The following is a 21069-nucleotide window of genomic DNA, read 5'->3' as shown; positions in this document are numbered from 1 at the left end:
CGGAATCGGCCCGTCTGCTTTCACGCAAACGGGCCGTCAATGCCGCTTAGTAGGGGCAGGTTTCATCCGACATGTAGTCGTGCACCTTCACTGTACCGGCAATGATGTCGGCGCGCGCCTTGTCCACGGCGGCCTTCATTTCCGGGGTGACGAGTGCGGCGTTGTTGTCGTCCATGGCGACATCCACGCCGTTCTCCTTGAGGCCGAGCACGTTGATGCCGGGCTTGAACGTATCGTCCTTGGCCGAGATGAAGGCGTCGTAGACGGCGACATCGACGCGTTTGAGCATCGAGGTCAGAACCTTGCCGGGGTGAAGGGCGTTCTGGTTGGAATCGACGCCGATGCCCAGCTTGCCGGCGTCAGCCGCAGCCTGGAGAACGCCGACGCCCGTGCCGCCTGCCGCATGGTAGACGACATCAGACCCCTGGTCGAACTGCGACTTGGCGATTTCGCCGCCCTTGACCGGGTCGTTCCAGGCATCCGGCGTCGTACCCGTATACGCTTCGAGGACGTTGTAGTCCGCGCCGAGCGACTTGGCGCCGCCGATATAGCCGCAGGCGAATTTGTGGATCAGCGGAATGTCCATGCCGCCAACGAACGAGACGGTCTTCGATTTGGAGGCCATGCCCGCCATGATGCCGGCGAGCCACGAGCCCTCTTCTTCCTTGAAGACGACCGAGCGCACGTTCGGCTTGTCGACGACCATGTCGATGATGGCGAACTTGGTGTCGGGATATTCGGCTGCGACCTTCTCGAGCTGGGCAGCCCAGGAGAAGCCGGCCATCACGATCGGGTTGTTGCCGTCGCTGGCGAAGCGGCGGAGCGCCTGCTCGCGCTGCGCGTCATTGGCGATTTCGAAGTCGCGGTATTCGATGCCGGTCTCGGCCTTGAACTTTTCCGCGCCATTATAGGCTGCTTCGTTGAACGACTTGTCGAACTTGCCGCCGAGGTCGTAGATGATCGCCGGCTTGATGTCCGCGGCAAAGGCGCCGGCCGACATGGCGGCGGTGGCAAGAAGGGTGAGAAGGGTTTTTTTCATTGTGCAGCCCTGTTCGCTATTGGTTTTATAGGGACCTTCCGCGCACCGCCCGAAAAGGCGCGCGACGGAGCCACCGACCCTTTCCCTTGGGTCAGGCTGGCGGCATCCTTGCACGGCTCCGGGAAAAATTCACCAGAAATTTTTCAGTTGGTAAAAAATATGAGCCGCCGGGAATGAAGGTGGAAAACCCCATTCCCGGCGGCCGGTAGCCTGATGAAAAATCTGTGAAATCAGCCGATGGCGCAGGCGACGCCCGTGCCGCGCATGCTGCAATAGCCGCCCGGGTTCTTGGCGAGATATTGCTGGTGCACGTCCTCGGCGAAGTAGAGCGGCCCCGCCTTGGCGATCTCCGTGGTGATGCGGTCCGTGCGTCCGGCGGCCGTCAGCGCCGCCTGGTAGACGTCGCGCGCGTGGCGCGCCGTGGCAAGGTCCGCCTCGTCGTCGAGATAGATCGCCGAGCGGTAGGTCGTGCCGATATCGTTGCCCTGGCGCATGCCCTGGGTCGGGTCGTGCGCCTCGAAGAAGGTCTTCAGCAGCGTTTCCAGCGAGACCGTGGCGGGGTCATAGACGACGAGCACGACTTCGGTATGGCCGGTGAGCCCCGTCGTCGTCTCGTGATAGGTCGGGTTGGGCGTGAAGCCGCCGGAATAGCCGACCGCCGTCACCCATACGCCGGGGATCTTCCAAAGCGCGCGTTCCGCACCCCAGAAGCAGCCCATGCCGAGCAGCACGGTCTTGAAACCCTCGGGATAGGGGCCTTGCAGCGGGCGCCCGTTGACGAAATGGGTGGCGGATGTCGGGATCGGCTGGTCGCGGCCGGGCAGGGCTGCGTCGGGCGCGGGCATGGTGGTCTTCTTGTTGAACATGTCGATCAGGAACATATCTGGCCTCCTGGCCGGGCCGCGGAACGCGGCGGGTTGGTATCAGGCGGAGAAGCGGCCTGCGGGGGATGGGCGCTTGTAAGCGATCACCCAGAAGAACAGCGAGACGGCGAGCAGCACGGCAAAGGCCGGTTGGGACAGCACCCACATCGCCGCCGGATCCCACGCATAGGGATGAAGATTGCGCATGATGCCGTCCGCAACGAGCGCGATCGTATCGGGACTCGCCGTGCTCCAGGCGACCGCCAAGGGCGTCAGCACCGGCTCTGACGCCGAAACCGACTGGATCGCATCGATCGTCCCCGCCATGACGGCGATGACCAGGGCAACAAGACTGATGGCCCTCAAGACGAATCGTATCATCGCGCACCCTCCTGGTGCCGCCTGCGGGAGCCTCGATTTCGCTCCGCTTCATTCCTGCCTATAAATAGGAAGACGGCCAACCTTCTGCAATCCTTCGCACCTGTGCGTGAAAGAACCTTCAAGAATCTGTCAGAAAGCGGTTGATCCCGCGTGAAACCTCGGTATATATCGCGCCGTCTCGCCGGAATGGAAACAGGAAAGCGGTCCGCGCCGGATTGACCGACGGCTGCGAGCGGATGGACAGGTGGCCGAGTGGTTGAAGGCGCACGCCTGGAAAGTGTGTATAGGGGAGACTCTATCGCGGGTTCGAATCCCGCTCTGTCCGCCATCTCTTCCCAGCAAAACGCTGACTTCCCCAAACGCAAACGCCTCACCGAAGACGGCCGCCCGCCGTTCGATGATTCGTCTCGCCCGCCTCCGGAATCGGTTACGGGTGTTTTTGGTGTTTGTCAGGCGAGCCAGCCGGGCAGGCGTGGCGGCGCGCGGCCGGTGAGCGCTGCTTCGATGCAGTCGGCGAGGTTGCTGAAGCGGACGGTGCGGCCGGAGAGGCCGGGGCCGTAATGGGCGTATTTGCCGGAATTGGTGATGAGGGTGCGGGTCTTCGGCGGGAAGACCGGTTCGGAGATCGAGCACCAGCAGAGGTCCGGGATGACCTGGACGCCGCATTCCCTTAGTCGGGTAAGGATGTCGCCGGCTTCGGCCATGATGTCGCGGCCGGCGGTGATGATGACGGTGACGTCCTTGTGCCGCTTGCGGTCTCCCAGCGCATCCGCCAGGGCGCGGCATTCGGAAAGCGAGGCGTGCGGGCTGCCGATGGCGACGAGTTCGACCTCGGCCGAGCCGTCGTTGAACATCGTCCAGACGTCGATCATGTCGGCGCGCGTGATGGTGGTGTGGTCGGCATCGGCGGCGGCTGCGTCCTTGGCTTCGGGCGTGACGCCCTCGATGTGCAGCATCGGGGCGGCGGAGGTAGTGCCGAAGGCGGCGCACAGCGCCTTCAGGTCATCCTGCGTCGGTTTTGCCTCGGCGAGGCCGCGCAGCAGGGGGATGCGGTCGGGCGCGGCGCGGCCGGCGAGATAGCCGACGAGCGGCCAGAAAGCGTCGTCGATGTTTTCGGGCAGGTCGACGTCGATGATGCGGGCCGCCTTCCGGTGTTCGTCGAGATAGACGCCGGAGAGCGGCGCGCGGCCGGTCAGCGCGATGCAGAGGTCGAGGAAATCCGGATGTTTCGCCGTGCGGGCGCCAAGCACGGTGTTGGCGAATATCACGGCGTTGGATTCGGCCCAGGCGATGGCCTCGCCGGTTTTGGGCGCGCTGTCGAGCAGGTATGGCGAACAGGTGAAGGTCGGACGACAGCCCATGCGCACATAGGCATCGGCGAGGCGGGCGGCAGGATCGCCGAAATCCTCCGGCACGCCTTGAGCCTGCCAGTTGGCGCGATCGACGGAGATGGCGTTCATCGTGGTGGGGATGCGTACCTTGGCGCCCATCTCGGCCATCTTTTCGGCGAAGGTCAGGTTGGCGGGGCTGGCATAGATGCAGCCGTCGATGTGGCCCTGCACGACGTCGACGAGCTTTTGCGCGCCCTGCTGCGCGGCCATGGCAGCGGTGATGCGCATGGCGAGCTGTACGGCAATGCCGTCGCGGCCGTCCAGCATGGCGCAGTCGTCTTCGGTGAGGTCAAGGGTGGCGGTCGCGGGCGGCGTGACCGGGATCGTCAAGGCGTCGGTCTCGATCGCCGTTTCGCTGATCCGGATCGTTTTTTCACCACAGAGGGCGGCGAAGGCGTCGCGCGAGACGCGCAGCACGGGCAGCGACTTGCCGAACATTTCGGCCGCGATCAAGGCGCCGAGCGTCAGCACGTCCTCGGCTTCGCTGAAGACCAGGGCTGCCGACGCACGGCCCGTCAGGGCCAGATCGAGCAGCACGCCGGAGCCGGTGCAGGAGCCGCGGCTCGACGGCATCATGAGAATGCCGCCGGTGATCGTGACGCCGTGCAGCGGGTGGTGCACGTCGATGACCTTGCCGGTGGCGGGATCGACGCCGCCCCAGAAGCTCAGCGCCTCCCCCGCGGCGATGACCGGGCCGGCCGCGATGCCGGGGAGAATGCTGCGGGCGGAAAGCTCGGCCATGGGGCGGGTCCTGTGGGGCTAGAAGCGTTGCGGCGAGAAGGATGTGATGTCGATCGTCGTCGGGCGATCTGTCAACAGGTCTGCGACGAGTCGTGCGGTGCCGGCGGACTGGGTAAGGCCGAGATGGCCATGGCCGAAGGCGTAGACGACGTTCGGCGTGGCGCGGGCGCGACCGATCGCCGGCAGGCTGTCGGGCAGCGACGGGCGGAAACCCATCCATTGCACGCCGCCGTCCGGCTTGAGGCCGGGCAGGAAGGCGCGGGCCTTGTCCAGCATGGCTTCCGACCGGCGGAAGTTCGGTGGCAGCTTCAGCCCGCCGAGCTCCACCGCGCCGCCGACGCGGATACCGGTCGACAGCCGGGTCACGACGAAGCCATGGCCGCCGAAGGTGACCTGGGTGCGCAGGTCGAAGGCGTCGAGCGGCAGCGTCGTGTTGTAGCCGCGCTCGGTTTCGAGCGGGATGGTTTCGCCCAGGCTGCGCGCGATCTGGTGGGAAAAGGCGCCTGCCGCGAGCACGACCTTTTTTGCGCGCCGCGCACCGCTTGTGGTGGTGATCTCGACGCCGCCGTCGACGGGGCGCAGGCCAAGAACCTCCGTCCGTTCGATGACGCCGCCTTTGGCTTGGAAATGATCGGCGAGCGCCAGCGTATAGAGCTTTGGGTCGGCGATCGAATACCAACCGGGCGTGAACGTGCCATGGGTGAAGCGCGCGGCGAGGCCGGGCTGGACCGCCGCCATGGCGCTCGCGTCCATGTGGTGGAATTCGATGCCGTGTTTTTCGCGCACCTTCCAGCCGGGCAGCGAGGCGTTCAGTTCGGCCTGGCTTTCATAGACCTGGAGGTTGCCCTCCTTGCGCAGCATCGCGGCCGTGCCGGTCTCGCTGAGGAAGGGCTCCAGCTCCGCCCTGGAGAGGTCCATCAGCGCGGTCTGCGCGGCGGTGGAATGGGCGACGCGGCTGGCGGAGCAGGCGCGCCAGAAGCGAAACATCCACGGCGCGATTTGCACGGCATAGGACGGCGGAATGCTGAGCGGTCCGAGCGGGTCGAGCAGCCATTTCGGCGCCTTCTTCAAAATGCCGGGCGAGGCGAGCGGCAGGATGTCGGTGAAGGCGAATGCGCCCGCATTGCCGGCGGAAGCGCCGGCTGCCGGCGCCTCGCGTTCCAGCACGGTAACGGAGAGGCCGCGCGCCTGCGCGGCAATCGCCGCCGAAAGCCCGACGACGCCGGCGCCGATCACCACGACATCGGGCATGGTTTCAGTCTTCATCATGGCCTCAATGGGTGGCGGCGAGGAAGTTCTGCAGCTCGGGATCTTTTGGCGCGCCGAAGAGCGTTTCCGGTGGTGCGATCTCGGCCATCACGCCCTTGTGGAAGAAGGCGACGCGGTCGGAGACCTCGCGGGCGAACTTCATTTCGTGCGTGACGCAGATCATCGTCATGCCTTCGGAGGCGAGCATGCGCAGCGTATCGAGCACTTCGCCGACGAGTTGCGGGTCGAGCGCCGAGGTTACTTCGTCGAACAGCATATAGGCCGGCGACATGGCAAGTGCGCGGGCAATCGCCATGCGCTGCTGCTGGCCGCCGGACATGCGGTTCGGATAGACCTTCAGCTTGTCGCCGAGGCCGACATGGGTGAGCTGCTTGACGGCCATGGCCTCGGCCTCGGCCTTCGACTGGCCGAGCACCTTTCGCGGCGCGAGCATGACGTTTTCCAGCACCGTGAGGTGCGGAAAGGCATTGAACTGCTGGAAGACGATGCCGAGCTTGCGGCGCAGCTTGTTGAGGTCCGTCGCCTTGGCGTGCACGTCGGTGCCGTCCACCACGATGCGGCCGGCATCGATGGTCTCCAGCCCGTTGATGCAGGTGAGCAGCGTCGACTTGCCGGAGCCCGAACCGCCGATGATGGTCAGCACCTCGCCCTTCTGGACGGTGAGGTTGATCCCCTTCAGCACTTCCAGAGAGCCGAAGGATTTGCGGACGTTTTCGATCTCAATCATTGGGGGACCACCGTTTTTCGAGATAGCCGCCAAGCCGGGCTATGGGGAAGCTGATGATGAAGTAGATGGCGCCGCAGATGAGCAGGATGAACAGCGGTTCCTGCAGGCGCGTGACGAGGATCTGCGAGGCCCGCAGGAGCTCGATGAGGCCAAGCCAGAGCACGAGCGCCGAATCCTTCATGACGCCGAGCGTCAGCCCGATCCAGGAGGGTAGCGAGACGCGCGTGGCGAGCGGCGCCACGATGTAGCGCATGTCCTGCCACCAGGTCATGCCGAGCGAACGGGCCGCGCGGCGCGTGGTCAGCGGCACGGAGGAGATGCCGCCGCGCACAATCTCGGTGCAATAGGCGGCCGTGTAGAGCGACAACACCACGCAGGAGGTGGTGAAGGGCGCCCAACCGAGCTTCATGATCGATTGAGCCGCATTGCCGAGCACGAGCTGGATGAGCAGCGGCACGGAGCGGAAGACATCGAGCAGGAAGGTGAGCGGGATCGACCAGTAGGGGCCGGCCTGGTTGCGGACGACGCCGAAGATGACGCCGAGCACGGTGCCTGCCAGCACGGAGACGGCGGTGACGGCGAGCGTCATGGCCGCGCCCTTGGCGAGGAAGCCGAGATCGGCCAGCGTGAGAGCGGTATCGAACATGGTTTACCCTCTCAGTAGCGGAACATGCGCGTGGCAGCGAGGCGGGCTGCCAGCGTCACGGCCTTGGCGATCAGGTAGTAGATGACCGCCGCGAGCGCGAAGAATTCGAAGGTCCGGAAGGAGACCGCGTTCAGCGCCTGCGTGACGCCCGCAAGATCCGTGTTCATCCCGACGGTGACGCCGAGCGAGGTCATCAGGATCGCCCAGACCGCCTGGTTGGTGGCCGGCAGGAAGGCGATGCGCAGCATCTGCGGCATGACGATGTAGCGGAAGGCCATGAGCGGCGTCATGCCGAGCGAACGGCCGGCACGGGCCTGCGTCTCGGGGATCGCCTTCAGCGCGCCGCGGAAATTTTCCGCGAGATAGCCGGCATTGTTGAAGGCGATGCCGACGAGCAGCGCCGTGTAGGGGCTGAGATGGATGCCAAAGCTGCCGAGGCCGAAATGCGCCATGTAGATCTGGAAGAGGGCGGGCGTGTTGCGCGCGATCTCGACCCAGGCCGTGGTGAAGCCTCCGAGAATGCGGTTGCCGGAGAGCCGGAACAGCGTCAGCGCCATGGCAACGGTAAGGCCGATGACCATGGAGAGAAGCGCTATCTGCAGCGTGACCAGCGCCCCGTCGAGGAGCTGCGGCAGCGCCTTCAGCGCCTGATTCCAGTGGAAGGTGTAGTTGAACATGCCGTCTCACCTTTTGGAAATGAGGAACGGCGCGGGAGAAGAACCCGCGCCGCCTTGGAAACGGCTCTCTTAGCGGTAGACGCCGCCGACCGAGAGGTCCGGCACGTCGCCGCCGACCCACTTCTCGTAGAGTTCCTTGTAGCGGCCGGTGCGAACCTGCTGGTTGATGAAGAGGTTCAGGTAGTTGATCAGGCCGTATTCTTCGCGGTTGGTGAAGAGCGCGACATAGTCGATGTCATAGGGCGCCTTGCCGACGACCGAGATGCCGGGGAACTTGCCGGTCTTGACGTTGGCCTGGGCAACCGTCGAGGTGGAGACCGTGGCGTCGATCTGGCCCTGGCTCAGCGCCAGGAACACATCAGCCTGCGTCTGGTACGGACGGAACTCGCCGGCACCCCATGCCTTGACCGAGTTTTCCAGCGCGATGGCCTCGAACGTGCCGGCGGTGGCGCCGACCGTCTTGCCCTTCATGTCCTCGAAGGACTTGACGCCCGACTTGTCATTGGCGGTGACGGCCATTTCGAAGGCGAAGTAGGGGATCGTCATGCCGACGGTCTTGGCACGCTCCAGCGTGTCGGAAGTCGAGGCGACGCCGACATCGACGCGGCCGGACATCAGCGCCGGGATGCGCTCCGGGAAGGGCGTTTCGACGATCTCGGCGGTGACGCCGAGCGCCTTGGCGAGGTCGTTGCAATAATCGACGTCGAAACCGATCGGGTTGTTGCTCTCGTCGCGCGCGCCCATCGGCGGGAAGTCGAGCACGACGGCGCAGCGCAGCGTGCCGGACGCGATGATGTCGTCCAGCTTGTCGGCCTTGGCCGGGCTGGTCAGAGCGGTGGCGGCCACGAGGCCGAAGGCGAGGACCGAGGTCTTCTTCATTACTCTCTCCCTGGATTGGTCAGTCGATCCCGTCGGCGCAGGTTCCTCCTTCGCCAAAACGGTAACCGGCCTTAAAATACAACTAATATACAAAAAGTATATACCAGGGACGCAGAAAATATGCAGGCCGGGCAGTCCATCGAGGTGCCCGGCCAAAGGGCTGAATCAGTTGAGAAAATCTTCCGGCAGCAGGCCTTTCGGCATGTTCTGGTAGGAGACCGGGCGCAGAAAACGCCGGATCGACATCGTGCCGACGCTCGTCGCGCCGAAATTCGTCGAGGCCGGGTAGGGGCCGCCATGCACCATGGAATCCACCACTTCCACGCCGGTCGGGAAGCCGTTGACCAGCACGCGGCCGGCCTTGCGCTCCAGGACCGGGCGCAGCCGCTTGGCATGCTCCAGGTCGCCCGCATCCATATGGATCGTCGCCGTCAGTTGGCCCTCGAACGTGCGGGCAAGCGCTTCCATCTCATCGAGCGAGCCGACGCGCACCACGAGGCCGAGCGGGCCAAAAACTTCCTCCGAAAGCGCATGGTCGGCCAGGAACTGGTCGCCGGAGATCTCGAAGAGGTTCGGCAGCGCGGTGCGGCCGGTGGATTCGCTCGAAAACAGCGGCTTCACCGTGTTGCGGCTTTCGAAACGCGCCTGGCCGTCGTGATAGGCCTTGGCGATGCCGTCGGTCAGCATGGTCTGCGGGCCGACCTTGCCGAGCGCTTCCACGGCAGCGGCGGTGAAGCGGTCGGCGTCAGGGCCATCCGTCACGATGGCGATGCCCGGATTGGTGCAGAACTGGCCGGCACCCATGGTGAGCGAGCCCGCCCAGCCCTGGCCGAGCCCTTCGGCGCGCGCCTTCAGCGCTTCCGGCAGCAGGAACATCGGGTTGACCGAGCCGAGTTCGCCGAAGAACGGGATCGGCTCGGGACGCGCGGCGCAGAGATTGAACAGCGCGCGACCGCCGGCGAGCGAGCCGGTGAAACCGACGGCCTTGATCAGCGGATGCTGCACCACGGCCTCGCCGACCTGACGGTTGCCGCCCTGGATGAGCGAGAAGACACCCGGATGCACGCCGGTCTTGCGGATCGCGGCTTCCACCGCTTCGGCGACGATCTCGCCCGTGCCCGGATGGGCGGAGTGACCCTTCACCACGACGGGGCAGCCGGCGGCAAGCGCTGCGGCGGTGTCGCCACCGGCGGTCGAGAAGGCGAGCGGGAAGTTCGAGGCGCCGAACACGGCGACCGGGCCGATCGGCCGCTGGATCAGGCGGATTTCCGTGCGCGGCATCGGCTCGCGATTGGGAAGGGCGGCGTCGAAGCGGCGGTCAAGGTAGTCGCCCTTCTCGATATGGTCGGCGAAGAGGCGCAGCTGGCCGGTCGTGCGGCCGCGCTCGCCCTGCAGGCGGGCTTCCGGTAGGCCGGTTTCCTGGCTGCCGATTTCGGTGATCGCGTCGGCGCGCGCCTCGATCTCGTCGGCAATGGCGCGAAGAAAACCGGCGCGTGTCGCGCGCGACGCATAACCGTAGCTGAGGAAGGCTTCTTCGGCCGCCTGCGCGGCACGATCGACCAGCGCCACGGTGCCGGTCGCGAAGCTGTGCGACGGCCCATGGGCGGGCGAGGAGGTGAAGGTGCTGTCGCCATCCAGCCATTCGCCGGCGACGAGGTGTTTACCGTTGGGAGTGAAAGCCATTTGACGTACCTTTCTCGGAGAATAGGGATTCGCCCTCATGAGACTTCGGACGGGCGAATTGCACTTGTCGAAATCTTGTATACTCTATGTATGCAAATACTCAATCACCAACTGCCGCAGCCGGCATCAGCCTTGAGAGACGAACGATGACGCAAACCTCCACCTTGACGATTGCCGACCTTTACGCGCGCGTCGAAGCGATCTTCCGCAAGGCCGGATTGAACGATGTGCAGGCCGGCGCGCTCGCCCGGGTGATCGTCGCCGGCGAGCGCGACGCCTGCAAATCGCACGGCATCTATCGCATCGAGGGGGCGCTACGCACGGTGAAGGCAGGCAAGGTCAATCCGCAGGCGGTGCCGGAGTTGGAGTTGAACGAGGGCACGGCCATCGTGAAGGTCAATGCCAATGGCGGCTTTGCCAACCCGGCCTTCGAACTCGGCGTGCCGGCGCTTGCCGAGCGGGCCCGCAAGCTCGGCCTTGCCTCGCTCGTCATCAACGACTGCACGCACTTCTCCGCGCTTTGGCCCGAAGTTGAAGCTGTGACCAACGAGGGCCTGGCCGGCCTCGTCATGTGTCCGAGCTATGCGACCGTGGCGCCGACCGGCGGCAACAAGCCGCTGTTCGGCACCAATCCCTTCGCCTTCGGCTGGCCGCGCCCGAACCAGTCGCCCTACGTCTTCGACTTTGCCACCTCGGTCGCCGCCCGCGGCGAAATCGAGCTGCACCGCCGGGCCGGCAAAAAGCTGCCGGAGGGTTGGGCGATCGACGCCGAAGGCAACCCGACGACGGATCCGGAAGCGGCCCTTGCCGGCGCCATGCTGCCCTTCGGCGGCCACAAGGGCTCCGCCATCAGCACGATGATCGAGCTTCTCGCCGGCGTCATGATCGGCGACCTCACAAGCCCCGAAGCGCTCGCCCAGCTCGGCACGACGACGCTCGCGCCCGCCCATGGCGAGCTGATTATCGCCATGTCGCCGGAAGCCTTCTCCGCCGGCCGCCCCGGCGATCCCTTCGCCCGCGCCGAAGTGCTGTTCGAGGCGATCGTCGGCCAGGGCGCGCGCCTGCCGTCGCAGCGCCGCTTCGTCGCCCGCAAAAAATCCGAGGCGGACGGCGTCACGCTGACGGCCGCCGAGATCGAGCAGCTGGATCGCCTTCAGGAAAAGGGCCTCGACGCGGTCGCCTGACGAATGGACCGCGGCGACATCGCTTCCGCGGTTCTCAGCCCTTTTGCAGGGCGAGATGGGCGCCGAGCCCGATGAGCACGGTCCCGCCCGCCTTGCGCACGAGCGCCTGCACCCCGCTCGACCGCTTCAGCCGCGCGAGGATCACATCCGCAAGCAGCACGCTGACCACGTCGGCGAAGGTGAAGATCAGGTTGACCACCGTCCCGAGAATCGCGAGCTGTGCCCAAATCGGCAGGCCGGCGGTGCTGTCGACGAACTGCGGCAGGAAGGCGAGGAAGAAGATCGCCGTCTTCGGGTTGAGGATCTCGACGGTGACGCTCTCGACAAAGGCCCGCCGCCCGCCTTTCACGACCGCACCATTCTCCTCGCGCATATCCGTCGCGCGGAACAGCGAAATGCCGAGCCAGATCAGATAGGCCGCACCCGCAAGCTTGACGCCGGTATAGGCGACGGGAACCGCATGAAACAGCGCGGAAAGCCCGGCGGCGGCGGCAATGATATGGGCGTAGGCACCGAGATGGATGCCGAACACCGCCATCAGCCCGGCCTTGCGTCCGCCCGCCATCGTCCGGGCGGCGGCATAGAGCATCGCGGGGCCGGGAATGAAGGCAAAGATCGCCGTGGTGACGGCAAAGGCAAGCAGCACATCCAGGGAAGGCATTTCGGGTTCCTCTCGTTCAGGTCTCGCGACCGTCGCAGAAGAGGGCCGCTGCGGCAATCCCAAACGAACACCGCCCGCAGCGGCGGCTGCGGACGGTGAGCAATTCATGAAAGATTAGCCGGATCAGGCAGCCTTGTACGTCTGGACGGCGCCGGGCAGCTTGCTCCATTCGGCATACCAGGTGTCGAACAGCTTGAGCTGGGTTTCGACATAGCCGCGCTGGCTGTCGGAGAGCGCGTCGTCCTCATTGAAGTGCAGCGTGTATTCCGCGTCGCCCTTCAGCACCATCATGTGCTTGAAGTAGAGCACGAGGTCCGGGCCTTCGTCGAAGGAGGAGAGCACGCCGAGTGCCGATTCCAGCTCCAGCGCGCGGTTGCGGGCATCCGCGTCGCCCTTGGCGGCCGCCTGTGCGAGGTTGCACATATGGAGCACTTCCTTCGGCAGCACGCAGCCGATGCCGGTGATCGCGCCGACGGCGCCGCAATTGACGAAGCCGTGGAACACGCAGGTATCGACGCCGATCATCAGCGAGACGTCATCGTCGCGGCTGGTGATGTTTTCCGCCGCATAACGCATGTCGGCAGCGCCGCCGAATTCCTTGAAGCCGACGAGGTTCTTGTGGTCCTGGCGCAGCGCGAAGAACAGGTCGGCGCGGGTGGCGAAGCCGTAATAGGGGCTGTTGTAGATGACGGCCGGCAGGTCCGGGGCGGCCGACAGGATTGCCTTGAAGTGGTTCTTCTGGGCAGCGACCACCGTGCCGCGCGACAGCACGCGCGGAATGACCATCAGGCCGTGCGCGCCGACCTTCTGGGCATGCGCGGCATGCGCCACGGCGGAGGCGGTGTTGACCGCACCGGTGCCGACGATGACCGGAATGCCGGCCTTCACCAGGCGCTCGACGCCTTCCATGCGCTGCGCATCGGTGAGCAGCGGCCAGTCACCCATCGAGCCGCAATAGACGACGGCGGACATGCCCTTTTCGATGAGTTCCTTGCCCTTGCGCACCAGCGCGTCGAAGTCCGGGCTGCGATCGTCCTTGCAGGGCGTCATCAGGGCGGGGATCACGCCGGAAAAAATCTTAGCCTTCATGTCGGTCTCCTCTCGGGCTGTTCGGTTGGTCTGGTGGGCCGGCGCAAGGCCTCCCCCGTTTCATGATGAGGGTATAGCATCTTGTATTTTATTTGTCGACAAGAAAAATACAGCTACATCACAAGGCGATGTCGAGCCTGTCGTTGCGGCTGAACAGCTTCTGCACCTGCGCCACGATCTGCTCGGCATGCGCCTTGCCCAGCCGGTCGGCCGCTTCCACGTCGCGCGCCTCGATCGCCGCGATGATTTCCGCATGTTCATCGACGAAACGCTGCGGAAACTGCTCTTCGTAGGACTGGTAATAGAGCCGCAAGATCCGCCGCGCCTCGTCGAGAAGCCGGCGAAACAATCCGGTGAAATAGGGGTTGCGGCCCGCCTCGGCGATCGCGGCATGGAAGGCGACGTTGGTGGCGATCATCGCCAGCGTGTCGCGCGCCGCAACCGCCGCCGCATAATCCTCGTGAAAACCCCGAATGATCGGCAGGTCCTCCGGGCGATGGCTCTGCGCCGCCAGCCGCGTCGTCACCCGGTACATCAGCACCAGCGCGTCGAAAAGCGTGTTGAGGTTGAGGAAGTCGATGTTCGACACCATGGTGGAACGATTCGGCAGTGTCTCGATCAGCCCTTCGCCGGCAAGCCGCACCAGCGCCTCGCGGATCGGCGTGCGCGACATCTTGAACCGCTCGGCAAGCTGCACCTCGTCGACGGGGCTGCCGGGCGCGATCTTCAGGTCGAGGATCTCGTCGCGCAGAAGGTCGTAGACCATCTTTACGCCGGAGCCTCGCTTGCGTTCGGGCAGGGAATCGGTATCACTCATCGAAAAATCCTCTTGTCGACATAAGAAATACAATTCTCTGTCGGCTCTATCAATCGTTTTAAGGGAGCCCTTTGGCGAAAGCGCCGTCAAGCCGTCGGAAGGAATAGTTCGGTGCTTTGTCGCCGGGGTGCGGGCCGTAAATCGGCTCGCAGGGTGAAAACGTTCGAAAATCGGAGAAAGTGCCATGCGCAGCAGCAAGGTCATTCATATCGTCTCCTGCCACGCCGAGGGCGAGGTGGGCGATGTCATCGTCGGCGGCGTCGCGCCGCCGCCCGGCGCGACGCTGTGGGAGCAGCGCAACTTCATCGCCGAGGACAAGACGTTGCGCAATTTCGTGCTGAACGAACCGCGCGGCGGCGTCTTCCGCCACATCAATCTCCTGGTGCCGCCGAAGGATCCGCGCGCCACCATGGGCTTCATCATCATGGAGCCGGAGGACACGCCGCCGATGTCCGGCTCGAATTCGATCTGCGTCTCCACCGTGCTGCTGGACAGCGGCATCGTGCCGATGGTCGAGCCGGAAACCCACATGGTGCTCGAAGCGCCGGGCGGGCTGGTCAACGTCGTCGCCACCTGCCGCAACGGCAAGGCCGAGCGCATCACCGTCACCAACGTGCCCTCCTTCGCCGACAGGCTGGATGCCACGCTTGAGGTGGAAGGCCTCGGCACGCTCACCGTCGACACCGCCTATGGCGGCGACAGTTTCGTGTTCGCCGACGCCCGCGCTCTCGGCTTTTCCATCACGCCGGACGAAGCGCGCGAACTTGCCGAAACCGGCATCCGCATCACCAAGGCCGCCAACGAACAGCTCGGCTTCACCCATCCGGAAAATCCGGAATGGAACCACATCTCCTTCTGCCAGCTTACGCTGCCTGTCGAGGAGCGCGACGGCGCGCTGCACGGCCGCAACACCGTCGTCATCCAGCCGGCAAAGCTCGACCGCTCGCCGACCGGCACGGGCTGCTCGGCGCGCATGGCGGTGCTGCATGCCCGCGGCCAGATCAAGGTCGGCCAACGCTTTTCCGGCTATTCGATCCTCGATTCGCGCTTCGATTGCCGCATCGTCGGCGAAACGACGGTCGGCGGGCGCCCCGCCATCGTGCCGGAAATATCGGGCCGCGCCTGGATCACCGGCACCAGCCAGGTCATGCTCGATCCGGACGATCCCTGGCCGGCGGGCTATCGCCTGGCCGATACCTGGCCGCGCAAGCAATAAGAATCACTCGCCGGCGGCGCGGCGAAAACGTGCGCCGCCGGATTTGGCTTTGACCTTTCCCCGAAATCGCGATAATCACCAAGTCATCTGATGACTTGGCGATTTTACAATGCGTTCTCTCAGCAAGACCAACCTCGCCGACACCGCCGTCGAGGCGATCCGCACGGAAATCCTCCGCCAGCGCTGGACGATCGGCGAAAAACTGCCGAACGAGGCGGCGCTGTCCGCCATGCTTTCGGTGAGCCGCGGCACGGTGCGCGAGGCGGTGCGCGTGCTCGTCTCGCAGGGCTATCTGGAGACGCGGCAGGGCTCTGGCACCTATGTGCTCTCCACCGCCGACACGAGCCGCCCGCTCACCATGGCGCGCCGCGCCGGCCTGCGCGACCAGTTCGAGGCGCGCCTAGCACTCGATGCGCAGGCCGCTCGGCTCGCAGCGCTGCGCCAGACGCCGGCAGCGATCGCGGGGCTTCGCGCCCTGCTCACCGAGCGCGGCAATTACGAGGGTGGCGACAAGACGGCCTTCATCGCCCGCGATCTTGCCTTCCACCAGGCGGTGATCGCCGCATCGGGAAACAGCGTGCTGGTCGGCATGTTCGATTTCTTCTCTGCGCTGATCACCGAAACCATCGAGGCGACGCTCGGCGAGGACCTGCCGGAGCCGGACATGGCCGCCCATGCCGCGATCGTCGACGCCATCGAGAGCGGCGATCCGGATGCGGCGGATGCCGCCGTGCGTCGATTCATGGCGCCCGTGCTTTCCTCCCTCGACCGGTTGCTGATGTCATGAGAAATCCGGACCCGAACGATCCCGGCGCCATCGACCTGATCGAAGCCGACAGCGTGCCGGCGCCGGCACCGCACCGCCCGCCGACGCCCATAGCCCGCTTCCTGCTCGGCGCCAGCCTCGTGCTCATCGCCTTCAACCTGCGGCCCGTCTTCTCCAGCGCCTCGGCGCTGCTGCCGGAAATCCGGGACCATCTCGGCCTTTCCGCCACCGGCGCCAGCCTGCTGACGACGCTGCCGGTCGTCTGCCTCGGCCTGTTTTCGCCGCTGGCGCCGCGGCTTGCCCAGCGCATCGGCACGGAGCGCACGCTGCTCGCCGTGGTCTTCCTGCTGGCGCTCGGCACGGCGCTGCGTGGCCTTTCTTCCCTTCCGCTGCTGTTCCTCGGCACGGCGCTTGCCGGCGCCTGCATCGCGGTCGGTAATGTCCTGCTGCCCGGCCTCGTCAAACGCGATTTTCCGGACAAGACGGCGCTGATGACGGGCTGCTACACCATGGCGCTCTGCGCCGGTGCCGCAGGTGCCGCCGGCCTGACGCTGCCGATCGAGCATGCGCTTGGCGGCTCGCTCGATGGCGCGCTGGCGGTCTGGGCGGTTCCGGCGGTGATCGTCGGCCTGCTCTGGCTGCCGCAGGTGCTGGCGACGCGCATGCAGGCCAAGCGCGCCGGCTTCCGTGTCGAAGGCCTGTGGCGCGATCGGGTGGCCTGGCAGGTCACGCTGTTCATGGGTCTGCAATCCGCACTCGCCTATTGCGTCTTCGGCTGGCTGGTGCCGATCCTGCGCGAGCGCGGGCTCGATGGCGTCACGGCCGGCGCTATCGTCTCCGTGTCGGTGATGGTGCAGGCCGGCGCCTGCTTGGTCGCGCCGCACCTGGCCGTGCGTGGAAAAGACCAGCGGCTGATCAATGTCGCGCTCTGCGGCATCGCCGTCGTCGCCCTTCTCGGGCTGCTCTTCGCGCCGCTGTGGACGGTTTGGTTCTGGGCGGTGCTGCAGGGCATCGGGCAGGGCGGGTTGATCGCGGTGGCGATGACCGTCATCGTGCTGCGCACCCGCGATCCGCATGTCGCGGCGCATCTGTCCGGCATGGCGCAATGCATCGGCTACCTGCTCGCCGCCATCGGGCCGCTCGTCGTCGGCCTCATCCGCGGCTGGACCGGCAGTTTTGCCTGGAGCGCCGTGCTCTTCGTATTGCTCGGCCTCGGGGCCGCGGTGAACGGCTGGTTTGCCGGGCGCGCGCGCTATGTGAATGCGCGCACGGTGGAAACCGCGGGCTGAACGATGCCCGCCTCGGTCACGATGATGTCCATCGCAATGTCATGCGGCTGCGGATAGATCGTCGCCAGCCGCGCCGCACTGTAGCCGACGCCGATGACCCTCGGCCTTGTCGGCATGGCCGCCAGCGTGCGGTCGAAGAAACCGCCGCCGTAACCGAGCCGGTAGCAGGCGGCATCGTAGCCGACGACCGGCGCGAGCACGATATCCGGCAGGCAGGGGCGCGCTTCCGCCGGGATGGGAATGTTCCAGACGCCGCGCGACAGCGCCTCACCCGGTTGCCAAAGGTGGAATTCCAGCGGCCGCCCCTTCTCGATGACCACCGGCAGCGCCGTCCTGCCGCCGCGCCTCACCACTTCGTCAAGCAGCGGCCGAAGGTCCGGCTCGCCGCGGAAGGGCCAGTAGGCGCTGAGGATGCGGCCGCTGACATCACCGATTTCCGCCAGCACGCCGGCAGCGATCGCCTCACCATGGGATGCCCGCACCGCCGCCGGCACCGCCAGCCGCGCCGCGATCAGCCGCTCGCGTTCATTTTTGCGCCAGCGATTGACATCGGTCCAGGTCTGCCGGTCGGGCAGGCCGAGATAGGTCGGATCGACCTCGTGCATGAAGCAGGCCGGCGAGGCAAAGGTGGCGGGAACGTCGTCGTTATCCATAAAGTCGGCCTCCGTCGGGTGGCTTGCCGCCAGAATGCCCCCCGTCTCCTTATCTGGCAAACGAATTCGCCTCGCACAGCACCTCGGCCAGCACCGCCACATGATTGAATTCCCGGTTGCGCGAGCTATAGAGCAGCGTAACCATGCCCGCCGCTATGCGTGCGCGCAAAAGGTCCACCGCCGGGTTTTCCCGCAGCTCCGCGCGATAACGCTGCTGGAATTCCGCCCAGCGCTCCGGCCTGTGATCGAACCATTTGCGAAGCTGCGATGGCGGTGCGAGGTCCTTCAGCCATTCGTCGAACGCGGCCTTCTCCTTCGACAGGCCGCGCGGCCAGAGGCGGTCGACGAGGATGCGCGCGCCGTCCGCCGGGTCGAGCGCGTCGTAGATGCGCTTGATCTGCACGGGCATCGGCCAGCCTCCAGTCCTGTCCCCTATTTGAGAGCAGAAAGCGGCCCGTGCTTCAAGCCGGGCCGCGGGGGCGGCGTTCGGCCGCGGCGGCTTGACTTTGCCGGCAGGCTCACGCCATCATGGCCCCATGACGATGATGCACTCCATAGCCCGGTTTCTGAAGCGGTTGTTTCCGCTCGCAGGACACTAGCCCCTCGGCTTGGACGCGTCGCGCCCCGGCCGTGGGGCGATAGCGGTTTCGTCGTGTGACGACAACCGCGGCAGAAGAGCGCGACACATTCCCCTATTTTCCCATTTCCGCGCGCCTGTCAGGCCGCGCGAAACCGTGTCGTGAGGTTTCCATGATCACCAGGACCAAGGACAGGCGCCTGCCTGCCATCACCATCGCCCGCTCCGAACATGCCCGCCTGTCGAACCTCGCCGACATGCTGGCGCAGCGTGATCCCCATGCCGCCGAGCAGCTCGCCGCCGAACTCGACCGCGCGAAGATCGTCGACGACGCGCGTATGGCGCCCGGCGTGATGCGCATGGGCTCCGTCGCAGAATTCCAGATCGACGACGAGGCGCCGCAGAGTGCCGAACTGGTGTTCCCGAAGGATGCCGATATTTCCCGCCAGCGCATTTCCGTGCTGACGCCGGTGGGCGCGGCCCTTCTCGGCCTTTCCGCCGGCCAGTCGATCCAGTGGGTGGCGCGCGACGGCCGGGTGCGGCGCCTCAGCGTCATCGCCGTTCACGCGGCGGACGAAGCGCGCGCCTCCTGAAGGGTTTCGTCCGCCATGAAATTCCTCTCCTTCTCTGACGTCGGGCGCATCGGAGGTTGCCTCGTCGCAGGATCGTGACCCCCTGCGCCGCACCCGCGGCCAGGGGGCTTCTCCACCATGGATTTTGGATGCCCCGCCTGAAGCGCGGGCAGGATGGAGAATGGCGATGGGACAGGATCCCGCGATGCTCACGGCGAGAGACGGATATGTATTGGACAGGATGCTTCGGGAATGGCCGTCGCTCACGCCGGAATGGCTGGCGCTCCTGAAGCGGAAAGTATCGGCCGGCCGGCTGCCCATGGAGGTGCACGCACCCGCCGATCTCGCGATGATCGACGCACGCGTGTCGTTCCGCTGCGCAAGCGGGCTCACGGATACGCGCAGCCTCTGCCTCCCCGGCACCTACGCGCCGGGCAGCGCCTTCCTGCCGATCACCACCTTCTATGGCCTTGCCCTTCTCGGCCTGCGTGAAGGCCAATCCATGGCCTTCGACCGGCCGGAGGGACGCCGCGACTGGATCGTGCTGGAGAAGGTGCTCTTCCAGCCGCTTGGCGTGGACCCTGCGCCCTTGGCGCCCAGGCACCCTTTCCGGCTGATCGCCGGCGGCCTCGTCGAGCGCGCCTTCACGGCGGCCAACGAAAACGGCCCGGGGAGGGGGCCGGGGCCGTCTGCTGCCTAAGGCGGGCGAAGACCCCTCAGATCACGCCGCGCGCGGCGTTTGTCAGATGCCCTGTCCGTGGCCGCCCATCAGGCCATTCGGGCCGGTCTGGGAGAGGCTTTTGGCGAGCGTGGCCAGAAGATCGGTCTGGGAGATGATGCCTACGACGTGGCTGTTATCATCGACGATGATGACGGCGTGGATGCGGCCGTCCGTCAGGCGCGGCAACAGGCCGATCGCCGGGTCGGAAGCGCTTGCGGTCGCGGCCTCGGAGACGGGAAGATGCGCGGCGGGCGTCATGGCGGCGAGTTCGCGCAGGCCCACGGTGCCGAGCAGGCGCCGCTCGCCATCGAGCACGGGCAGGGTGCGGATGTCGTGGTCGAGCAGCAGCGCGCGGGCCTCCTCGGTGGTCGCGTCGGCGGCGACCGTCACCACGTCGCGCGACATGATGTCGGCGGCGGTCAGTTCGCCGCGCTGGCGCAGCAGCGCCTGCATCTCGACCTGCCGGAGCAGCGTATCGAGGTCGGCCCGGCTGATGTCGAGCGTCTCGTTCAGGCTGGCAATGGCGGTGTCGATGTCCTCGCTATTGAAGCCGACGCGCAAGGCGGCCGGCGGATCGGCGGTCTTGTGCGTGTTGACGGGCGCGATCGCCTGGCGATGCGGGTACTGCCGCCCGGCCAGCCGGTGGAACATCATGCCGAGCGCCACGAGGATCAGCGAGTTGATGGCGATCGGCACGAGCGGAAACCAGAAGCCGGCGCGCGTGACGGCAGCACCCCCGATGACGGCCGTGAGGGCCGCGGCCCCGCCCGGCGGATGCAGGCAGCGGGTCAGCGACATGACCAGGATGGCGAGCGCCACGGCAAGGCCGATGGCGATGGTCGGGTCGGTCACGAGCATGGTGACGGTGACACCGACGAAGGCGGAGATCGTGTTGCCGCCGACGATCGACCAGGGCTGGGCAAGCGGGCTTGCAGGCACCGCGAAGAGCAGCACGGCAGAGGCGCCGATGGGCGCGACGATCAGCGGAAGATGTGGACCCTGCCCCATGAAGAGGCCGCAGACGAGGCCGGTGAGGCAGATGCCGATCAGGGCGCCGAGGCAGCCGATCAGGCGTTCCTTGAGCGTGGCGCCGGCGAGAATGGGAAAGAAGAGCCGAAACTTGGACAGAATGCCCGGTTTCTGGGCATCGTGCTGGGGAGGGGCCACGATGATCCTGATCTTGAAAAGGCAGATGACTATTTTCTAGGCTTATGTGCCGATCGCGCCG

The 21069-nt window shown here is 65.9% G+C and carries 22 protein-coding genes and 1 tRNA gene; 7 read left to right on the top strand and 16 right to left on the bottom strand.

Translation table 11 applies throughout. The features are described from left to right. Positions 1-46: 46 nt before the first annotated feature. The 3 genes from J2Y63_RS15835 to J2Y63_RS15825 all read right to left on the bottom strand — a co-directional run bounded on the left by J2Y63_RS15835 (position 47) and on the right by J2Y63_RS15825 (position 2283). A complete protein-coding gene (locus J2Y63_RS15835) occupies positions 47-1039 on the bottom strand; it encodes a BMP family lipoprotein (protein WP_256118295.1) in 993 nt (330 codons plus the stop codon). A gap of 230 nt (positions 1040-1269) precedes the next feature. Continuing rightward, a complete protein-coding gene (gene msrA / locus J2Y63_RS15830; protein ID WP_435266861.1) occupies positions 1270-1920 on the bottom strand; it encodes a peptide-methionine (S)-S-oxide reductase MsrA in 651 nt (216 codons plus the stop codon). 42 nt (positions 1921-1962) lie between these two features. Beyond that, complete coding sequence (locus J2Y63_RS15825; protein WP_256118293.1) at positions 1963-2283, bottom strand: hypothetical protein; 321 nt, start codon at positions 2281-2283, stop codon at positions 1963-1965. 238 nt (positions 2284-2521) lie between these two features. Here J2Y63_RS15825 and J2Y63_RS15820 point away from each other — a divergent pair. Then, positions 2522-2611: transfer RNA gene (locus tag J2Y63_RS15820), tRNA-Ser, on the top strand. Between the two features lie 121 nt (positions 2612-2732). Here the strand turns inward: J2Y63_RS15820 and lhpI are convergent. The 7 genes from lhpI to J2Y63_RS15785 form a co-directional block, all read right to left on the bottom strand. Then, positions 2733-4415, bottom strand: coding sequence for a cis-3-hydroxy-L-proline dehydratase (lhpI, locus tag J2Y63_RS15815; RefSeq protein WP_435266860.1), 1683 nt, complete (start codon positions 4413-4415; stop codon positions 2733-2735). An 18-nt stretch (positions 4416-4433) separates the two neighbouring features. Next, positions 4434-5681, bottom strand: a complete 1248-nt coding sequence (locus J2Y63_RS15810; RefSeq protein ID WP_435266859.1) for an NAD(P)/FAD-dependent oxidoreductase — start codon at positions 5679-5681, stop codon at positions 4434-4436. A gap of 7 nt (positions 5682-5688) precedes the next feature. Next, the gene (locus J2Y63_RS15805) at positions 5689-6411 is read right to left on the bottom strand and encodes an amino acid ABC transporter ATP-binding protein (RefSeq protein WP_256118265.1); all 723 of its coding nucleotides are present in this window, start codon (positions 6409-6411) and stop codon (positions 5689-5691) included. Next, the gene (locus tag J2Y63_RS15800) at positions 6404-7057 is read right to left on the bottom strand and encodes an amino acid ABC transporter permease (protein ID WP_256118264.1); all 654 of its coding nucleotides are present in this window, start codon (positions 7055-7057) and stop codon (positions 6404-6406) included. The genes J2Y63_RS15805 and J2Y63_RS15800 overlap by 8 nt, the downstream gene beginning before the upstream one ends. Before the next feature lie 11 nt (positions 7058-7068). Then, positions 7069-7734, bottom strand: a complete 666-nt coding sequence (locus J2Y63_RS15795) for an amino acid ABC transporter permease (protein ID WP_435266858.1) — start codon at positions 7732-7734, stop codon at positions 7069-7071. 69 nt (positions 7735-7803) lie between these two features. After that, a complete protein-coding gene (locus tag J2Y63_RS15790; RefSeq protein ID WP_256118262.1) occupies positions 7804-8613 on the bottom strand; it encodes an ABC transporter substrate-binding protein in 810 nt (269 codons plus the stop codon). 165 nt (positions 8614-8778) lie between these two features. Beyond that, on the bottom strand, positions 8779-10296 hold the full coding sequence (locus tag J2Y63_RS15785) for an aldehyde dehydrogenase (NADP(+)) (RefSeq protein ID WP_435266857.1): 1518 nt from the start codon (positions 10294-10296) through the stop codon (positions 8779-8781). 146 nt (positions 10297-10442) lie between these two features. Here J2Y63_RS15785 and J2Y63_RS15780 point away from each other — a divergent pair, with 146 nt between their 5' ends. Beyond that, the gene (locus J2Y63_RS15780; RefSeq protein WP_435266856.1) at positions 10443-11480 is read left to right on the top strand and encodes an Ldh family oxidoreductase; all 1038 of its coding nucleotides are present in this window, start codon (positions 10443-10445) and stop codon (positions 11478-11480) included. A 34-nt stretch (positions 11481-11514) separates the two neighbouring features. Here the strand turns inward: J2Y63_RS15780 and J2Y63_RS15775 are convergent, their stop codons facing one another. From J2Y63_RS15775 to J2Y63_RS15765, 3 genes are all read right to left on the bottom strand, one after another. Further along, positions 11515-12141: a LysE family translocator gene (locus J2Y63_RS15775; protein ID WP_435266855.1), complete on the bottom strand. Its 627-nt coding sequence runs from the start codon at positions 12139-12141 to the stop codon at positions 11515-11517. A gap of 123 nt (positions 12142-12264) precedes the next feature. Beyond that, a complete protein-coding gene (locus J2Y63_RS15770; RefSeq protein WP_435266854.1) occupies positions 12265-13230 on the bottom strand; it encodes a dihydrodipicolinate synthase family protein in 966 nt (321 codons plus the stop codon). Positions 13231-13348: 118 nt separating this feature from the next. Next, positions 13349-14047, bottom strand: a complete 699-nt coding sequence (locus J2Y63_RS15765) for a GntR family transcriptional regulator (RefSeq protein ID WP_435266853.1) — start codon at positions 14045-14047, stop codon at positions 13349-13351. Between the two features lie 184 nt (positions 14048-14231). Here J2Y63_RS15765 and J2Y63_RS15760 point away from each other — a divergent pair, with 184 nt between their 5' ends. The 3 genes from J2Y63_RS15760 to J2Y63_RS15750 all read left to right on the top strand — a co-directional run bounded on the left by J2Y63_RS15760 (position 14232) and on the right by J2Y63_RS15750 (position 17318). Then, positions 14232-15263, top strand: coding sequence for a trans-3-hydroxy-L-proline dehydratase (locus tag J2Y63_RS15760; RefSeq protein ID WP_435266852.1), 1032 nt, complete (start codon positions 14232-14234; stop codon positions 15261-15263). Between the two features lie 109 nt (positions 15264-15372). Then, positions 15373-16050, top strand: coding sequence for a FadR/GntR family transcriptional regulator (locus tag J2Y63_RS15755; protein WP_435266851.1), 678 nt, complete (start codon positions 15373-15375; stop codon positions 16048-16050). Further along, positions 16047-17318: a CynX/NimT family MFS transporter gene (locus J2Y63_RS15750; RefSeq protein WP_435266850.1), complete on the top strand. Its 1272-nt coding sequence runs from the start codon at positions 16047-16049 to the stop codon at positions 17316-17318. The genes J2Y63_RS15755 and J2Y63_RS15750 overlap by 4 nt, the downstream gene beginning before the upstream one ends. Here J2Y63_RS15750 and J2Y63_RS15745 read toward each other — a convergent pair. Both J2Y63_RS15745 and J2Y63_RS15740 read right to left on the bottom strand, forming a co-directional pair. After that, positions 17282-17971: a 5-formyltetrahydrofolate cyclo-ligase gene (locus J2Y63_RS15745; protein WP_435266849.1), complete on the bottom strand. Its 690-nt coding sequence runs from the start codon at positions 17969-17971 to the stop codon at positions 17282-17284. The genes J2Y63_RS15750 and J2Y63_RS15745 overlap by 37 nt on opposite strands. Positions 17972-18020: 49 nt before the next feature. Next, positions 18021-18380: a DUF488 domain-containing protein gene (locus J2Y63_RS15740; RefSeq protein ID WP_435266848.1), complete on the bottom strand. Its 360-nt coding sequence runs from the start codon at positions 18378-18380 to the stop codon at positions 18021-18023. A 341-nt stretch (positions 18381-18721) separates the two neighbouring features. Here J2Y63_RS15740 and rnk point away from each other — a divergent pair, with 341 nt between their 5' ends. Both rnk and J2Y63_RS15730 read left to right on the top strand, forming a co-directional pair. Next, the gene (rnk, locus tag J2Y63_RS15735) at positions 18722-19141 is read left to right on the top strand and encodes a nucleoside diphosphate kinase regulator (RefSeq protein ID WP_435266847.1); all 420 of its coding nucleotides are present in this window, start codon (positions 18722-18724) and stop codon (positions 19139-19141) included. A gap of 211 nt (positions 19142-19352) precedes the next feature. Next, a complete protein-coding gene (locus tag J2Y63_RS15730; protein WP_435266846.1) occupies positions 19353-19820 on the top strand; it encodes a hypothetical protein in 468 nt (155 codons plus the stop codon). Between the two features lie 42 nt (positions 19821-19862). Here the strand turns inward: J2Y63_RS15730 and J2Y63_RS15725 are convergent, their stop codons facing one another. After that, positions 19863-21014: an HPP family protein gene (locus tag J2Y63_RS15725; RefSeq protein ID WP_435266950.1), complete on the bottom strand. Its 1152-nt coding sequence runs from the start codon at positions 21012-21014 to the stop codon at positions 19863-19865. Between the last annotated feature and the right edge of the window lie 55 nt (positions 21015-21069).

Source organism: Shinella sp. BE166, assembly GCF_051201095.1.
Classification (GTDB): domain Bacteria; phylum Pseudomonadota; class Alphaproteobacteria; order Rhizobiales; family Rhizobiaceae; genus Shinella; species Shinella lacus.
Note: the sequence above shows the minus strand (reverse complement) of the source record. Positions and strands in the feature narration are given on the sequence as shown.

Excerpts from the sequence above, each read along its gene's own strand:
- J2Y63_RS15790 (WP_256118262.1), bottom strand. The coding sequence starts at position 8,613 with ATGAAGAAGACCTCGGTCCTCGCCTTCGGCCTCGTGGCCGCCACCGCT.
- J2Y63_RS15765 (WP_435266853.1), bottom strand. The coding sequence starts at position 14,047 with ATGAGTGATACCGATTCCCTGCCCGAACGCAAGCGAGGCTCCGGCGTA.
- J2Y63_RS15760 (WP_435266852.1), top strand. The coding sequence starts at position 14,232 with ATGCGCAGCAGCAAGGTCATTCATATCGTCTCCTGCCACGCCGAGGGC.
- J2Y63_RS15775 (WP_435266855.1), bottom strand. The coding sequence starts at position 12,141 with ATGCCTTCCCTGGATGTGCTGCTTGCCTTTGCCGTCACCACGGCGATC.
- msrA (WP_435266861.1), bottom strand. The coding sequence starts at position 1,920 with ATGTTCCTGATCGACATGTTCAACAAGAAGACCACCATGCCCGCGCCC.
- J2Y63_RS15750 (WP_435266850.1), top strand. The coding sequence starts at position 16,047 with ATGAGAAATCCGGACCCGAACGATCCCGGCGCCATCGACCTGATCGAA.
- J2Y63_RS15745 (WP_435266849.1), bottom strand. The coding sequence starts at position 17,971 with ATGGATAACGACGACGTTCCCGCCACCTTTGCCTCGCCGGCCTGCTTC.
- J2Y63_RS15835 (WP_256118295.1), bottom strand. The coding sequence starts at position 1,039 with ATGAAAAAAACCCTTCTCACCCTTCTTGCCACCGCCGCCATGTCGGCC.
- J2Y63_RS15825 (WP_256118293.1), bottom strand. The coding sequence starts at position 2,283 with ATGATACGATTCGTCTTGAGGGCCATCAGTCTTGTTGCCCTGGTCATC.
- J2Y63_RS15780 (WP_435266856.1), top strand. The coding sequence starts at position 10,443 with ATGACGCAAACCTCCACCTTGACGATTGCCGACCTTTACGCGCGCGTC.
- J2Y63_RS15805 (WP_256118265.1), bottom strand. The coding sequence starts at position 6,411 with ATGATTGAGATCGAAAACGTCCGCAAATCCTTCGGCTCTCTGGAAGTG.
- J2Y63_RS15770 (WP_435266854.1), bottom strand. The coding sequence starts at position 13,230 with ATGAAGGCTAAGATTTTTTCCGGCGTGATCCCCGCCCTGATGACGCCC.
- J2Y63_RS15740 (WP_435266848.1), bottom strand. The coding sequence starts at position 18,380 with ATGCCCGTGCAGATCAAGCGCATCTACGACGCGCTCGACCCGGCGGAC.
- J2Y63_RS15800 (WP_256118264.1), bottom strand. The coding sequence starts at position 7,057 with ATGTTCGATACCGCTCTCACGCTGGCCGATCTCGGCTTCCTCGCCAAG.
- lhpI (WP_435266860.1), bottom strand. The coding sequence starts at position 4,415 with ATGGCCGAGCTTTCCGCCCGCAGCATTCTCCCCGGCATCGCGGCCGGC.
- J2Y63_RS15795 (WP_435266858.1), bottom strand. The coding sequence starts at position 7,734 with ATGTTCAACTACACCTTCCACTGGAATCAGGCGCTGAAGGCGCTGCCG.
- J2Y63_RS15810 (WP_435266859.1), bottom strand. The coding sequence starts at position 5,681 with ATGAAGACTGAAACCATGCCCGATGTCGTGGTGATCGGCGCCGGCGTC.
- J2Y63_RS15785 (WP_435266857.1), bottom strand. The coding sequence starts at position 10,296 with ATGGCTTTCACTCCCAACGGTAAACACCTCGTCGCCGGCGAATGGCTG.
- rnk (WP_435266847.1), top strand. The coding sequence starts at position 18,722 with ATGATCACCAGGACCAAGGACAGGCGCCTGCCTGCCATCACCATCGCC.
- J2Y63_RS15755 (WP_435266851.1), top strand. The coding sequence starts at position 15,373 with ATGCGTTCTCTCAGCAAGACCAACCTCGCCGACACCGCCGTCGAGGCG.